This window comes from Sphingobium sp. YR768, from assembly GCF_900111125.1.
Taxonomy (GTDB): Bacteria; Pseudomonadota; Alphaproteobacteria; order Sphingomonadales; family Sphingomonadaceae; genus Sphingobium.
This window is the reverse complement of sequence record NZ_FOGE01000008.1, coordinates 13,822-29,485: the sequence shown is the minus strand read 5'-3', so window position 1 is coordinate 29,485 and position 15,664 is coordinate 13,822. Positions and strand designations below refer to the sequence as shown.

Sequence of the window (15,664 nt, the reverse complement as noted above, 5' to 3'; positions counted from 1 at the left end):
TATACTTCCCTATTCAAGCTTCTGCTGCCTGGAACAGGCCTGTATCGGCCTCTGGGTGCGGCATGGTCTGCGGGCCGCCCACGCCAATACCCCACTGATCCATCACCTTGGGGCCAGGCACATGGACCTTGGCCTCATGGCTCTCAAAGTCCACCTCCTCCAGTTCCGAGGTATATTCGACCGCAAAGCCTGCGGGTGTGGTAAAATAGCTGAAGGTATTGTTGCCAGCGGTATGCCGGCCCGGCCCCCAGCGGATGTCGGTCCCCTTCTGCTTCAATCTGTTGATCCCGGTCATCATGTCGTCGACGCTCAGCATGTCATAGGCGACATGGTTGAGGCAGGGCGGCCCGGGCAGGATCGCCATGCGGTGATGCGCTGAATTGCAGCGCAGGAAGCACATGAAATCACCAAGCCAGTCGCTGACTTTGAACCCCAGCACGTCGCAGAACCACTGGACCATCGCCTTGTGGTCAGGGGAATGGAGCACGATGTGGCTGATCTTCTGGGGAACGCCCTCCCAACGGCTGAGCGCGCGCGCCGTACGCGAGGCGACGTCGCTGGAAATCTCGAAGGGCAGGCCGTCGGGCGAGAAGAAGCGAAATCCATAGCCTCCGCCTAACGTATCGAGATCCTTCGGCGCGAAGATGATGCGTGCACCCGATGCCGCCACCTGGTCGTGCAATGCATCCACATCCGCTCGGCTGTCAGCCGCCAGCGCAATCACGTCGATGCGCTTGTCTGCAGCGGCCCGCAGGCGAACAACATAGCCCTCTTCCCCGCCGTCAGCGGCGAAATAAGTCATGCCGTCCTTCTCTCCGGCATCGACCAGCTTCCACTGATCGGCATAGAAGGCGCGTTCAGCGTCCAGGTCAGGGACGGCATAGCCGACATAACGAATTTCAGTGACACGGCTCATGACAAAAAACTCCAGGGAAAATGATACGCGCCTCAGATGGGCTGCGCGACGATCTCGAACATGGCATGGGTGGCCTTGGCATTGTCGACCGGCGGACCTCGCCCAATCTGGCCGTGGCAGATCGCCAGGCTTTCGCGCACGATATAGGCGCAGCGCTCGAAACGCCTGTCACGATAGGCGGTGAAGGCTGTGTCCAGATCGTGATGACGCGACAATTCGTCGGCCAGCACCAGGCTGTCCTCGATCGCCATGCCGGCGCCCTGTCCCAGATGCGGCGTCGTCGCGTGTACGGCGTCACCCAGCAGGACTACCCGGCCCTTATGCCATGGACCCTCGACCAGCAGTCCTTCGAGCGGGCGGTAGACCACGCCGTCATCATCTATGATCTGCTCGGCAAGCGCGCGGATGGCAGGAGCGGTTTCTGTCAGTTTGCCACGCATGGTGGCGGCCAGGCCTTCCCTTGGATAACGCGGATTATCCGGCTCGGGCGTTGTCACATACATATACATAAGGGTGCTCGAGATCGGGACAAGCCCAACCCCGGTTCGCCCATTATAGACCTGAAGCGCATCGAGTCCTGTGGGCCGCGGGAAATTGTAACGCCATACGGCCTGGCCGGTAAACTGCGGCTCGGGCGCCTCGGGAAACAGCGCCGACCTCGTCTGCGAATAGACCCCGTCGGCGCCGATGACCAGATCGTAGCGCTGCGCCGTTGCATCGGAAAATCGCACGTCCACGCCGTTGCCATCGTCAACGATCGTCTCGGCGATCACACCAAGGCTTACAGTGGCGCCGCTCGCCAACGCACGGTCGCCCAGTACCTTGTGCAGCGCGCGACGACCAATGCCGACATTTGCGGGTTTGCCCTCCACAAGACGCGGCGAGGGTACGCGCGCGACCATCGTGCCGTCGGGGAGAAATATCTCTACCGCATCAAAGCCAACGCCCGCTGACAGATAATCGTCCAGGAGGCCAAGCGCGCTCATGGCTCGCACGACATTGGACTGCTGGATGATACCCACGCCATAGACCGACCAGTCCGGGTCACGCTCGATGACGTCGACCTCATGGCCTCTCGCGCGAAGCGCGATTGCGGCGGTCAGTCCGCCAATGCCACCACCGATGACGAGAATGCGCTGCGCGTCCAAACTTCGCTCTCCACCCTTATCCTGTGGGGGCAAGTCTAGCGTCGAAAAAAAATATCAAAATTCGATTGTTTGGATGATCATCTATCCATCAATTTTATGGATCGCGGCGGCGCGCAACTGTGATCTCAGCCAGCGCAGTCCTTCATCTGCTGCGCGGGTCTGATGAAACTGAACCAGTTCTTCCATTACAGGGAAGGGGAATGGCAAGGTCTGATAGACAATGGGGAACATCTGGGCCGCAGCGAGCGCCAGTCGTTCGTGCATGATTGCAAGGCGCTGCGTCCCGACCAGGAGCCAGGGCACGGTCGTAAAGGAAGCGGCAGATATCTCGATGCGCCGATGCTTCCCCATCTGGGTCAACTGGCGGTCCGCAAAAGCGGCGTTGGAGAGCGTACCGATTGCGATGGCGACGTGCCCGGCCGCCAGAAAGCTCTTCTCGTCCAGTGGCCTCGCCAGCAGATCATTGCCGCTCCACCCTGCCACCACATGCTGCTCTTCAAACAGCAATTCCGATGGATGATCTGGCGAGAGGAATTCACGCGGGCTGATCATGAGATCAGCTTTGCCTGCGGCAATCAATGGCGTGCTTTGTTCGCCTGGAGACATGAGTTGCATACTTATCGCCGGTGCCTCGACGACAAGGCGCGTCAGCAAGGGAGCGATGACGGCGGCGACGACATAGTCGGACGCGATCACCCTGAAGAGCCGCTGAGACGACCGCGGATCGAACGACGCTGATGTTGCGAGCAGCGTTTCAATCCCTCCCAGACATTCGCGCACGAGGGGCGAGAGGCTCTCGGCAAAGGCCGTGGGGTACATGCGCTTGCCGTGACTGACGAGCAGCGGATCACCAAAATAATCGCGCAGGCGCGATAATGCCGCGCTCATGGCAGGCTGGCTCAGATGCATCTGGCGCGCTGTCTCCGAGACCGAGTGAGTCTGCATCAGCCCTTCAAAAACGGCGAGCAGATTAAGGTCGAGGCCGCGAAAACGCATGATCCATCCATTCCATGATTGGATACCGATAAGATCAAATGATTTAACCTATGTGCCATTCCTGTCTAGGCTTTCCTCAAAGACGCGCCGGGTCAGGCGCGCGAAATTTGGAGAGGAGACCATCATGAAGGCAGCCCTGCTAGCGACCGCCGCCATATTTATAGCGCCCATCTCACCGGTTCATGCCCAGGCAGAAGCGGGAGGTGATCAGGTAAATGGGGGCGGGATCGCGGACATCATCGTCACCGCGCAGCGGCGCAGCGAAAATCTCCAGAAGGCAGCGATCGCAGTGAGTGCTGTCACAGGCGACACGCTTGTGCAGCAAAGCATTACCCAGGCCAATGACTTGACACGCGTCGTACCGGCCTTGCAGGTTGCGCCTGCGGCATCCTTCACCCAGATTTATCTGCGCGGCGTTGGGACCTTCGGCGCAAACGCCTTTGCCGAGCAGGGCGTCGCTTTCAATGTCGACGGGGTCTATCTGTCGCGTCCCGCCGCGCCGGCCGGCCTTTTCTACGACCTTGAGCGGGTCGAGGTGCTCAAGGGGCCGCAAGGCACGCTCTATGGACGCAATGCGACGGGCGGCGCGGTCAACGTCATCACCGCCAAGCCAAAGCTGGGCGAGACGAGCGGCTACATCAATGCAGAATATGGCAATTACGATGCCCTAAAGGGCTCAGCAGCGCTCAATCTGCCATTGGGCGACAAGGTGGCGTTTCGGGTTGCGGGCCAATATGTGAAGCGCGACGGCTATTATAGCGATGGCTATGACGATGAAGACACACAGGCGATCCGCGCACAGCTGAGGGGCGAAACCGGCACGGGCCTCGATGCCACGCTATCTGTCGATTATGCCCATGTTGGCGGCATGGGGTCGGGCGGCACGATCATGCCGCTGCTTGATGGCAAGAAGCGTCTGGGGCCAAGCGATCCTCGCGTCATCGCGGCTTATGTCGCCCGCTCCCCATCGCGCCCGGTGCCGCAGGCGATCGCGAGCGGCGACGGCTATCAGGATAACGGCTTTTTTGGCGCGGCGCTGACGCTCAATGCAGATCTGGGCTTTGCCACTCTGACAGTGGTGCCAGCCTACCGAAAGACCGATCTTGATTTTCGCTCCTATGCGTCGAGCTTCCTGATCGACATTGAAGAAAAGTCGAGCCAGATGTCGCTGGAGACCCGTCTGGCAAGCCAGTCAGGTCCGCTGCAATGGGTGATCGGCGGCTATTATTTCGCTGAAGATGTCAGTGCTCAGCAGCTGTTTGATCAGGCGAGCAACGGCACGCGCATCAATTCGCAGCTGCAGACCGAAAGTCTGGCCGCTTTTGGTCAGGCGACTTTTTCGGTGACAGACCGATTCCGCGTCACTGGCGGCCTGCGCTACACGACCGATAACAAGCGCCAGGCTACCGAGGCCCATACCTTGCCATTTGTGGGTTTTGTCAATCCTGCGCAGGGTAATTTCACGCCAATCATCCTGGATATCGTCAGCAACCCTCGCACCGATGTCGACTTCAACAAGCTAACCTGGAAGGCAGGCGTCGAGTTCGATGTCGGGCCAAGGTCGCTGCTTTACGCATCGGCCGCCACGGGCTTTAAATCCGGAGCGCTCTTTGCAGCGACCGGCCGCAATTACTCCGCGCCGGAGAATATGAGAGCGTACACAATAGGCTCTAAGAACCGCTTTTTCGACAATAAGATCCAGCTCAACGCCGAGGCCTTCTACTGGAAATATAAAGACCAGCAGATATCCCATCTAGGGCCCGTTCAGGTCGCGAGCACGCCGGGCGGCCCGATCTATGGCCCGGTCTTCACGACTGAGAATGCCGGCAAATCGACGATTTATGGCGCTGAGATCGAAGCGCTCTTCCAGCCGACGGCGAACGATCAGTTCTCCGCCAATATTCAGTATCTTCACAGCAAATATGACGTGCTCAACTATCAGGCCTATTCGACCACCGGCATCGCCCCTGTAATCGGTTGCGCTGTCACGCCGACCAGCCAGACCGGTGCCTCGCCTGCCGCGCGGATTTACAATGTCGATTGCTCGGGCCAGCCGCTCGTCAATGCGCCCAAATGGGTGTTCAACCTTGGCTATGAACACAGCTTCACGCTGGGCGATCATGGCACGGTGACCGCTGCGGCTGATACACGGATCGAAACATCCCGCTATCTCTCGCTCGATTTTCTCGATCTGGGCAGACAGGGCAGCTATATGATGTCCAATGCGCGTCTCACCTACGAGACGCCCTCGGGCAATTTCTCGCTCACCGGCTTCATCAATAATATCGAGAACAAGCTGGTGTTCGCCAATTCGCTGCAAAGCCCGGCCAAGCCTGGTGTCATCTACAATCAGCTTCGCCCGCCCCGAACCTATGGCGTGCGCGCCGGCTTTCGCTTCTAATTTTCCCACAATCATGACTGAGGTTGCATGTCAGCAGCTTTTTCCCGCCGCACCGTGCTGCAGCTTGCGGGCAGCGGAGCGATATCGTTCGCCGCTGGTGCGAGCGCTGCCGCCCCACGCTCGACGCGCACCGACTTTTTATGGGGCGCAGCAACGGCGGGGCATCAGGTTGAGGGCGGCAATGTCAACAGTGACAGCTGGGTCCTGGAACATGTCGAACCTAAATCCTTTGCCGCGCCTTCAGGCGATGCGTGCGACAGCTATCATCGCTGGCGCGAGGATATGGATATCGTCAAGCAGCTCGGGCTCAATAGCTACCGGTTCGGTGTGGAATGGTCGCGCATCGAGCCTGCTCAAGGGGAATATTCGCAGGCCGCGCTCGATCATTACCGCGCAATGGTCGAAGGCTGTGTCGATCGGGGCCTGAAGCCGCTCATCACCTTTTCGCATTTCACTGTGCCACGCTGGTTTGCAGGTCTGGGGGGCTGGGAGGAGGTGGCGAATATCGATCATTTTCTGCGCTATTGCGAGCGAATGGCGAGGGGGCTTGGGAACAATTATCACCACGGGCTCACCTTTAACGAGCCGAACCTCGGCGCCATGTTGTCATGGCAGCCCGATTTTCGCGGTGCGATGCCCTTTTTCGCAAAGGCTAACGCTGCGGCCGCGACGGCGATTGGAGCAAGTCGTTTCTCGTCGACCCCGACCCTAGATACCCGGCGAGCGACGCCCGTTCAGGTCGCTGCTCATCAGCGGGCCACCGAGGCCATCAAGGCGATCCGTCCCGATCTGCAACTCGGCCTCAGCCTCGCTGTCGCGGACGAACAGGCAGGACCGGGCAAGACGGCGATTCGCGAGAAGATTGCGCAGGTCTACACGCCATGGTTCGACGCGGTTTCCAAAGATGATTTCGTAGGTGTCCAGACGTATGGGCGCGCCGTGGTGGGGGACATTGCAGATCTTCCCGCACCGCCTGGCGTTGAAGTCACCCAAACGGGCATGGAATTTTATCCCGAAGCGCTTGAAGCAACGGTAAAATGGGTGGCCAGGGAAACCGGGCGCCCGATCATCGTTACCGAGAACGGGGTGGCGTGCGCCGACGACAGCCGCCGTGTCGCCTATATCGACCGCGCCTTGGCTGGTCTGTCGCGGGCCATTGCCAGCGGAACGGACGTTCGCGGCTATATCCACTGGTCCTTGCTCGATAATTTCGAGTGGAACCGCGCCTACACTGCCCAATTTGGACTGGTGTCGGTCGACCCGAAGAGCTTCAGGCGCACGATCAAGCCCAGCGCCTTCCATCTGGGTAGTTACGCCCGCGCCAATCGGATCTGAACACACTTACTCATCTTCACTCAGCATTTCAGGACTGATCCCCCATGCCGATCCCCGACCGTCGCTCGTTCCTCGCTTCGGGCGCCATGCTGGGGTTAGGCGCGGCGCCAATCATTGCCGCCCCGACATCAAATGACAGACTGGGTGTGAAGAGGCTGCGTTGCGCCATGCGGGACGCGCCCCTGGGGCTCGGCGATGAGCGGCCCACATTGTCCTGGCAGCTGGAGGGACCAGCAGGCACATTTCAGCAGGCCTATCGGATACTCGTTGCCTCTTCGCCAGCGCTCCTTGCAGGCGGGCATGGAGATTTGTGGGATAGCAAACGGATCGAGGGCGCGCATAGCACGGGCATCGCCTATGCCGGTCAGCCACTGCGCTCGAGCCAGATATGTCATTGGAAAGTCGCAATCTGGGACCGAAGCGATAGGCAAGCCTGGAGCGCGGCTGCCCGGTGGGAGATGGGGCTGGTCGCTGCTGCGGACTGGGAGGGCAAGTGGCTTGCTGTCGAGGATGAGGTGGAGCGGAATGATCGCCTGGCAGGCGCTCAATGGGTCGATGCACCTGCATCCGGAGCGACGGATGCCAGGTCATTCAGGCTGCCATTCTCAAGCGGGGAGGGGGAGGCAACCCTGTTCGTCATGGCCGATGGTGTTATGTCCGACCTGAAGATCGATGGATCGCCGCTTGCATTGCCTGTGCGCGATCCGGCCGCTTTTGGCGGCGCGCCCGCGCTGAAGGTTGCATTGAAGCTGGCCGCCGGAAACCATGCCATCACGCTTAGGGTCGCGCCCGCGCCCGGCTACTTCGTAAAGCCGATCGTCGCCCTGGCGGCGCAACTCCGTCAGGTCGGCCCGGGTGGCGTGACAGAGCGCATCACGCAGGGGTGGGAAGTTGGAACCGGCAAGGAGGGCATGTGGGCGCGTGCAGATGTGGCGGCTGAGCAACCGCATTTCCCCTGGCCTCCTACGCCTGCAAGGCTTCTGTGCCGCACGTTCATGCATGAGGGCAAGCATGACAAGGCGCGGCTGCATGTAGCAGCTTTGGGTGGCTATCGCATCTGGTTGAACGGCAAGCGGGTCAATAAAGACGAGCTTCAGGCGGAGCCGAGCGACTATAGTAACAGCATTCCCTGTCGCACCTATGACGTCAGCCATCTTGTACTCGAAGGCCAGAATAGTCTGGGTGTCATGGCAGGCGACGGATTTTACGCCAGCTATCAGGCACCCGATGGGCGTTATTCCTATGGTGCGGCGCCACGACGCCTGAAACTGTGCCTCGACATCACACAGGCGAACGGGGAGATCGTCCGGGTCGGGAGCGATGATGATTGGCGCCATGCGCCAGCGCCTGTCCAGATGTCCGAAATCTACGCAGGCGAGGATCAGGGCCTGAGGTTGTGGCCACGAGATTGGCATCGGCCCCGCTTCGTGCCGGCGAACTGGGCGCCAGTCTTGGAAGCTCCCGACCCCGGCGCTGGCATTGTGGCGGCCTGCTGCGAGCCTATCAGGGTGATATGCACACTGGAGCCGATCACCGTGAGGAAGATGGGTGTCGCGCGGCATATTGTCGATTTCGGCCAGATTTTCGCCGGGCGTGTTCGCCTGCGCGTCCACGGGCGTGAGGGGCAGGAAATCCGTGTCCGCCACGCCGAGCTGCTGACCGCCCAAGGAGAACTTGATCGGCGTAATTTGCGCGCCGCGCGCGCGGCCGACCACTACTGGCTGCGCGGGGATGGCCGTGAGGAGGTGCTTGAGCCGGTCTTTACCTATCAGGGCTTCCGCTACGCGGAGATTGAGGGCGTGCCGGACCTTGACGCGAACATGATCTCGGCACTGGTCCTATCAACGGCGCTCGAAGAGACCGGCACGTTCAGCATCGACCAGCCCGAGCTCCAGAAGCTCTGGTTGAACACATTATGGAGCCAGCGTTCAAACTTCATGGGCATTCCCACTGACTGCCCGCAACGCGATGAGCGGCTGGGCTGGACAGGGGACGCCCAGCTATTCTGGGATACGGCGAGCTTCATGATGGATACAGGCGCCTTCACCCGCAGCTTTACCCGCATCCTGCGCAATGCCCAAAACAGCAGGGGCGCCTATCCGCTCTGGCCGCCAGGTTCGGGCAGGAGTAACTGGGGGATGGCACGGCGACACCGGGATGGTCGGACGCAGGGGTCATGTTGCCCTATGTCGCTTTCCTTCATAGCGGCGACCGGTCGATCGTCGACGAGAATTGGTCAGCCATGACTGCATATCTCAATGGCATCATGGCCCAAAATCCGGACGGTCTGTGGAGCAAGGGCAGAGGCGCGGATTTGGGTGACTGGCTGGCGCTCGATGCCAAGGTGCCCGGTGACGAGACAACGCCCAAAGCGCTCATTGGCACGGCGGTGCTGGCTCGCTCCATCGATCAGGTCAAGAGAATGGCGGAGTGGACCGGTCGCACGGCGGACGCTTCAAAATGGCGTGCCCGCCATGCGATCGTCGCCCACGCCTTCGTCAGAGCCTTCATCAAGTCGGACGGATATGTCGGTAATGGCAGCCATTGCAGCTATATATTGGCGCTTGGCCTTGATCTGGTACCACAGTCCCTTCGCAAACAGGCTGCCACCTTGTTGGCAGCGGATATTCGCCGCCGGGGGACATTGCTCAGCACCGGCTTCCTGGGGACGCCAATGGCGCTCGATGCGCTCGCCGAAGTCGGTGAACATAAGCTGGTCTGGGATCTCCTGCTGCGCACGGCGTATTCGTCCTGGGGCTATATGGTGCGCCATGGCGCAACCACGATCTGGGAGCGCTGGAATGGCGATACTGGCGACGTCGCGATGAATTCCTTCAACCATTATGCGCTGGGCGCTGTGTGTGGCTTCCTTCATCGCAGGGTCGGGGCAATCGAGCCGACACAGCCAGGTTTCGCCCGCTTCCGCATAGCCCCTGTGCTGGATAAGCGGAATACCAGCTTTGCTGCCACGCTCGATTCCGTGAGGGGCCGCATTCAGGTGGCGATGAACCTGGACCGGGGTTCGCCGTCGATCCGTCTTGTCGTGCCGGCTAACAGCGTCGCTGACGTCCATTTGGTCGACGAGGTGAGGGAGGTCGGTCCCGGAGCGCACACTATCCCCATGCCGTCCCATCTCTTCGTGTGACCATATGGGCCGCCCTGAGGAATAATCATGTTCGGCTGGACTGCCATCCATAAATATTCTGGATTATGATCGAACCAAACAATCGATTTTCTTGCCTGTCAAAATTGGCCTAGCCAGATGGCCAACCATAACGGGGAGGATCATATGCGCCGCACTTTTTCGGTCTCAATTCTTGCGATTGCCACGGCGACGTCGTTGGCGGCCTCTGCGCAGGATCAGGTGCCACCCGCCCAAGGCAACGCTGCAGATGTCCCGGTGGCAGGAGAAATCATCGTCACCGCGCAGCGCCGCGCCGAGAGCCTTCAAAAGGTACCGGTCAGCGTTACAGCGCTCAGCAGCGATACGCTGACATCGCGCAATCTCAATGACCTGACGCAGGTCGCTCGCGCAGCGCCCACCTTGCAGGTCGGCGTGGACAACTCCTTTGCGGTGCGCGGCGTTGGCACGCTCGCTTTTGCTGGAACAGTCGATAGTAGCGTTGCGCTGGCGATTGATGAGGTCAATCTGGGCCGGCCCTTGCTCAATAGCCCGCTGCTCAACGATCTGGAACGGGTCGAGGTTTTGAATGGTCCCCAAGGCCTGTTATTTGGTAAAAATGCCTCGGCAGGCCTCCTCAACATCGTGACGAGCAAGCCGGTGATCGGGGAATATTCGAGCACCACCAATATCGAAGTGGGGATGCGCGACACGCCGTCGGCTAAGGGAAGCGCGGCAACGCTGATCGCCCGCGAAACCCTCAACATTCCTGTGTCATCCAACTCGGCGCTGCGCGTTTCGGGGCTCTATTCCTATCAGGAACCTGCGACCACCTATGTCGGTACGCCCAATCCCGGCACGCGTCATGATTTCAACGCGAAAAGCTACTCCATCAAAGCCAAGTATCTGCTGGAAGCAACGCCCGATCTGACCATTTATCTGATCGGCGACTATAATGAAAATCACGGTATTGCGGGGATATTCGACAATACATATCGCCAGGTCGATGCCACCAGCACTAACCTTGGAGCGCTTGCAGGCGACGGAATTTCGCCTGGACGCGATAATTTCGAATTTGGTGGCGACGCAAGCCAGTTCCGCGACATCAAGACCGGCGGTGCCCAGGGCAAGATCAGCTACGCATTCGGGTCAGGCTGGGAGTTGAGCAACCTGTTCGCCTGGCGCTTTTATGATCAGGATCAGGCGCTCGATGCAGACTATCTGACCGGAAACGGGTTCAATACGAACCGCACGAACGGACATTATGATCAATATTCAAATGAGCTGCGGCTGGCTCTGCCTTCGGGCAACCGGCTGAGCGGGCAGGTCGGCCTCTATTATTTCAAGTCGAAACTGGATCTCGCCCGTCAGCTTGGAGGCAACAGCTTCTTGCCGGGCTTTGTTGCGTCAGCTTACCCCTTTTGCGTCGGGGCGACGGCTGTTCCTGGTGCCTTCCCTCCCACCTGCTCGGTCAGCAACGTCGCGCAGATCGGCAGTGATGCGTCCTACACGCTCAACACCGAAAGCTATGCCGGCTTTGGACAGCTGACATACGACCTCACCGATGCGCTCAAGATCATCGCGGGCGGACGCGTCACGCGGGACAAGATCGACATCGACCTGTCGCAGAACCAGCTCAATTATTTCTCCGCGCTGGCAGGCCCGCGAGGACGCTTTGCGCAGAAATATTCGAACACGGATTTCAGCTGGAAGCTGGGTGCCCAATATCAGTTCTCCCCGACAGTCATGGCCTATGGCTTCTATGGTCGCGGCTATAAGGGCCCTGGCTTCAATGACAGCTTTCCGACCGCAGCCGCCGATGTGGTGGTGCGCGAAGAGCATTCCAACACCGCCGAGGTTGGCATCAAGAGCGCCTTCTTCAATCGCCGCGTGACGCTCAATCTTGCCGCCTTCCATACAAAGTTCAGCAACTTCCAGGTACAGGCCTTCAATCCCACGACCGTATCTTTCCAGGTCCAGAATGCCGCAAAGGTTACATCGAAGGGGATCGAGGCATCCGTGTTCGCGTCCCTGGTCGAGGGCCTGTCGATCAATGGCAATGTGGCGGTTCTCTCGTCCAAATTCGACGATTTTCCCGGCGCGCAATGCTACCCGACACAGAGCACCATGGGTTGTTCAGCGACTGTTTCGACCTTCAATGCCGGTGGCCTGACCTTACCGGTATCGCCCAAATTCACATCCAGCCTCCAGGCGACCTATGAATTCCCCACATCTGGTACGGTTCAGCCGTTCATCGAGGGCAATTGGTATCACCGGTCATCGGTGAATTACCTGGTCAATCGGGCGCCTGGCGCAACAGTGGGCGCTGTTGATATATTGGGTGCGAGCCTGGGCGCTAAAATAGGAACGCTGCGTGTCGCGGTCTTCTGCAAGAATTGCACGAACAAGTTGGTGCCAACCGCGATTGGTGTCGATTCCGGGGACGCCAATGCCCGCAATGCCCGCGGCCAAGCGACGCCCAAACTGTCCTACGCGCAGCAATTTGGGCTGGATTCCGTTCGCACGATAGGCCTCTCGGTCGGTTTTAAATTCTGATAGTCAAAACGTGGCCATGTTCGGTGGAAAGCACCCCGGACATGGCCTTCACGGCTGCCCAATAGTCAGGTGGAGAGGTCTTTGTTCACGCGCCCGCTCTCAAGCATCCTCGCCCTCATTGCCATGACCGTTCCGGCTCGGGCCATGCCGGTAGCGTCAAAGACGCAGCCTGCTTCAGCAGGCGATAGCGATCCGCGGTCCGTCACGCTCTTGTCGGAAGGATGGCGGTTTGATTTCGGCGAGCATGCGGGCGCTGAGCAACCCGGATTTGACGATACCAAATGGGCTGAGGTCAGCGTACCTCACAGCTGGAACCGGGTAGGATATTATTTAAGGCCAGCCAGCGCCTCGGCCAATCGCCCCGAAACCGTCAACAAGGCGCAGGGGATAGGATGGTACAGGCTTGCTTTCCAGGCTGATCCCATGGTGCGGGACAAGCATATATGGCTCGAGTTCGATGCTGCCAGCCGCATCGCGAGCATCTGGCTGAACGGTCAATTCCTGGGCGAGCATAAAGGCGGCTATTCCCGCTTCCGACTTGATGCCACAAAGGCATTGGAGCCCGGCGGCGCAAACATTCTTGCCGTGCGGGTGGACAACAGCAAACCCGCTCCCGGCTCATCCACCGCTGACGTCCTGCCGCTGACGGGCGATTTCTTCGTACCTGGAGGCCTTTATCGTCCCGTCCGGTTGGTCGCGACGGACGATGTCCACTTCGATATGATGGACCATGGCGGCTCGGGCATTCGCGCGACGACGAGGTCCATAGGCGCTGATGGTGCGATCATCGACGTCGATGCTGCTTTGCGCAGTGAAACGGGTAAAGCGCGGAGGCTGCGAGTGGAGACGCGCCTTCTGGATGTGGACGGCCACCTGGCCGCGCAGGAGGTAACAAGTCTATCCCTCACTTCAGGCAAGACAATGGTGCGGACTGCGCTGCAGGTCCCTGCGGCCCGTTTGTGGCAAGGTATTGACGATCCCTATCTTTATCGCCTGTCTTCCCGAGTGCTGGATTCCAAAGGCCGGGTTCTCGACAGCGTCGATCAGAATTTTGGCATAAGGCGCATGCAATTTGATGCCGAGCAGGGCTTCCTTCTGAATGGAAAGCCTTATCGGCTGCGCGGCGTTGGCTATCACCAGGATCGCGAAGACAAAGGCTGGGCAATCACGCCCGCCGATGTCGAACAGGATGTCGCGACGATGCGCGAAATGGGCGTGAACAGCATTCGCCTGACGCATTATCAGCACGGCCAGCCCATACATGATCTTGCCGACCGCTATGGGATCATATTGTGGGACGAAATACCTTTAGTGTCGGCGTGGACATGGGGAGAGGCGAGGGAAGCCACCCCCGCTCTCAAAGCAAATGCCGGCCAGCAATTAACCGAGTTGATAAGGCAGAATGAAAATCATGCCTCTGTTGCCTCATGGGGCATCGCCAACGAAGTGGATTTCGGAAATTCGCTACCCGCGTTTCTGGCCAGTTTCAAGGGCACGCCGCCTGACCCTCTTTCACTACTCAAGGAGCTGAATGGTGCTGCGAAGGCATTGGACCCCAGTCGTCCTACAGCGCTTGCCACCTGTTGCGAAGGGCGCCTGTTCGCGCCGGGCGTTGAGGTGCCGGTTACTGCGCCAGAAGCGGATCTGGGCGGCGCAAACCGGTATTTCGGCTGGTACTATGGCAAGCCCGAAGAAATCGGACCCAGTCTGGACGCGCTCCAAGCGCAGCGGCCCGACCAGGCTCTGGCCGTCACCGAATATGGCGCGGGCGGTGCGACGACGATCCATACCGACAATGTGCTCGGCGGACCGGTCGATTCCCGTGGTCGCGCGCAACCGGAGGAATATGAAAGCTACGTCCATGAACGCAATTGGGCGCAAATTGCTGAGCGCAAGTATCTCTGGGCGACATGGCTCTGGGTTGGCTTCGATTTTGCAAGCACAGTCCGCAGTGAAGGCGACGCACAGGACATCAATACAAAAGGCCTTGTAAGCTTCGACCACAAGCTGCGCAAGGACGCCTATTATTTCTACAAAGCCAACTGGTCCAAGGAGCCGACCGTCTACATTACCGGCCGTCGTTACGTTGATCGCGCCTATGGCGTTACAGAGGTGCGGGTTTACAGCAATTCCCCCTCGACAGAGCTTTTGCTGAACGGGAAAAGCCTCGGCACCCTTTCCAGCTGCGAGCAACATGTCTGCATCTGGAGCAACGTCCAACTGACAGCGGGAACTAACGCACTGATCGCCAATGGTAGCGTCGATGGCGCCCTTGTAGAGGATCGCGTCGAATGGCGCCTGTCGGATGAGGTGGCGCGGGCCGTTCGTATCGACGCTGGCGCATTAGTCGCCGCGAAAAGTGCCTTCGGCATCTATGGCTCGGACAATTTCTTTGACGGTGGCGTGGCTGGCTCGATCGTTGAGCCAGCTGACTATGGCAAACCCGTCAGGCCGGTGTCGATCGCAGGCACGTCGGACAGTGCCGTCGCCGCAACCTATCGGGAAGGCAATTTCCACTACCGTATCCCGCTCAAAAATGGGCGGTACCGGGTTAAACTGACCTTCGTCAAACCCTCTGAAGCAGGGAAGCCGCATTATTTCTCGGTTCTGGCAAACGACAATATTGTTGTTGCCGATCTGGATCTAGCCAAAGCCTCTCCGACCGCCAGGACCGCCGTGGAACGCAACTTCCCCGTCGCAATCAAAAATGGCATTCTGGATCTCCACTTCCGGCCCATCGTCGGCGATGCGATCGTTTCTGCGATAGAGGTCATTCGCTGACTTCTGCGCCTTGCTCGAAAGTGGCTACCTCTGCGTGCCGTGAGATGGCGGATGAACAGTGATCCTGGTTTGTCGTCGGCTGTCGGGGCAGTGCAAGGCACGGTCGAGCAGGCCCCCCTCGGTGCTGCCATGGGCGAGTTCGGCTGTTCGCAGGCCGTTTCGCTTTGGCGCGATGCGGCTCCTCACCTCGGCCATTCGCGGATTAGCGCTGGCCCAGGACCTTATTTCTGGCAAGGGTGAACTCGAAAAATCCGTCGATCTTCTCTCCCGACTTTTAGAAAGATCGCACGGACTGCTCTCTGTTCTCGCAAAGGACTGAGCGAAACTAATGCGTCAGGTCGAGGCCGCTGCTGCAGGGCTGAGAATTTCCCCCGTGTGGCCTCCGGCAAAATCAGCTTATCTCATGTGAG

General features: G+C 59.4%; 9 protein-coding genes. 6 read left to right on the top strand and 3 right to left on the bottom strand.

Features of this window, described 5'->3' with window-relative positions:
* Positions 1 to 13: 13 nt before the first annotated feature.
* The 3 genes from BMX92_RS11400 to BMX92_RS11390 all read right to left on the bottom strand — a co-directional run bounded on the left by BMX92_RS11400 (position 14) and on the right by BMX92_RS11390 (position 3,060).
* The gene (locus BMX92_RS11400; protein WP_093016490.1) at positions 14 to 916 is read right to left on the bottom strand and encodes a VOC family protein; all 903 of its coding nucleotides are present in this window, start codon (positions 914 to 916) and stop codon (positions 14 to 16) included.
* Positions 917 to 948: 32 nt separating this feature from the next.
* On the bottom strand, positions 949 to 2,064 hold the full coding sequence (locus BMX92_RS11395) for an FAD-dependent oxidoreductase (protein ID WP_093016488.1): 1,116 nt from the start codon (positions 2,062 to 2,064) through the stop codon (positions 949 to 951).
* Between the two features lie 81 nt (positions 2,065 to 2,145).
* The gene (locus BMX92_RS11390; RefSeq protein ID WP_093016486.1) at positions 2,146 to 3,060 is read right to left on the bottom strand and encodes a LysR family transcriptional regulator; all 915 of its coding nucleotides are present in this window, start codon (positions 3,058 to 3,060) and stop codon (positions 2,146 to 2,148) included.
* Between the two features lie 124 nt (positions 3,061 to 3,184).
* Here BMX92_RS11390 and BMX92_RS11385 point away from each other — a divergent pair, with 124 nt between their 5' ends.
* The 6 genes from BMX92_RS11385 to BMX92_RS11360 all read left to right on the top strand — a co-directional run bounded on the left by BMX92_RS11385 (position 3,185) and on the right by BMX92_RS11360 (position 15,254).
* Positions 3,185 to 5,461, top strand: coding sequence for a TonB-dependent receptor (locus tag BMX92_RS11385; RefSeq protein WP_093016484.1), 2,277 nt, complete (start codon positions 3,185 to 3,187; stop codon positions 5,459 to 5,461).
* 27 nt (positions 5,462 to 5,488) lie between these two features.
* Positions 5,489 to 6,796 (top strand): glycoside hydrolase family 1 protein, encoded by a 1,308-nt coding sequence (locus BMX92_RS11380; protein WP_093016482.1) that lies wholly within the window; start codon positions 5,489 to 5,491, stop codon positions 6,794 to 6,796.
* 308 nt (positions 6,797 to 7,104) lie between these two features.
* The gene (locus BMX92_RS11375; RefSeq protein ID WP_177185012.1) at positions 7,105 to 9,042 is read left to right on the top strand and encodes a family 78 glycoside hydrolase catalytic domain; all 1,938 of its coding nucleotides are present in this window, start codon (positions 7,105 to 7,107) and stop codon (positions 9,040 to 9,042) included.
* Positions 8,973 to 9,941 (top strand): alpha-L-rhamnosidase-related protein, encoded by a 969-nt coding sequence (locus BMX92_RS11370; protein ID WP_093016478.1) that lies wholly within the window; start codon positions 8,973 to 8,975, stop codon positions 9,939 to 9,941. Before BMX92_RS11375 ends, BMX92_RS11370 begins: the two co-directional genes overlap by 70 nt.
* A 144-nt stretch (positions 9,942 to 10,085) precedes the next feature.
* Complete coding sequence (locus BMX92_RS11365) at positions 10,086 to 12,473, top strand: TonB-dependent receptor (protein ID WP_093016702.1); 2,388 nt, start codon at positions 10,086 to 10,088, stop codon at positions 12,471 to 12,473.
* Between the two features lie 81 nt (positions 12,474 to 12,554).
* Positions 12,555 to 15,254, top strand: coding sequence for a glycoside hydrolase family 2 TIM barrel-domain containing protein (locus tag BMX92_RS11360; protein WP_256213391.1), 2,700 nt, complete (start codon positions 12,555 to 12,557; stop codon positions 15,252 to 15,254).
* Positions 15,255 to 15,664: the final 410 nt, after the last annotated feature.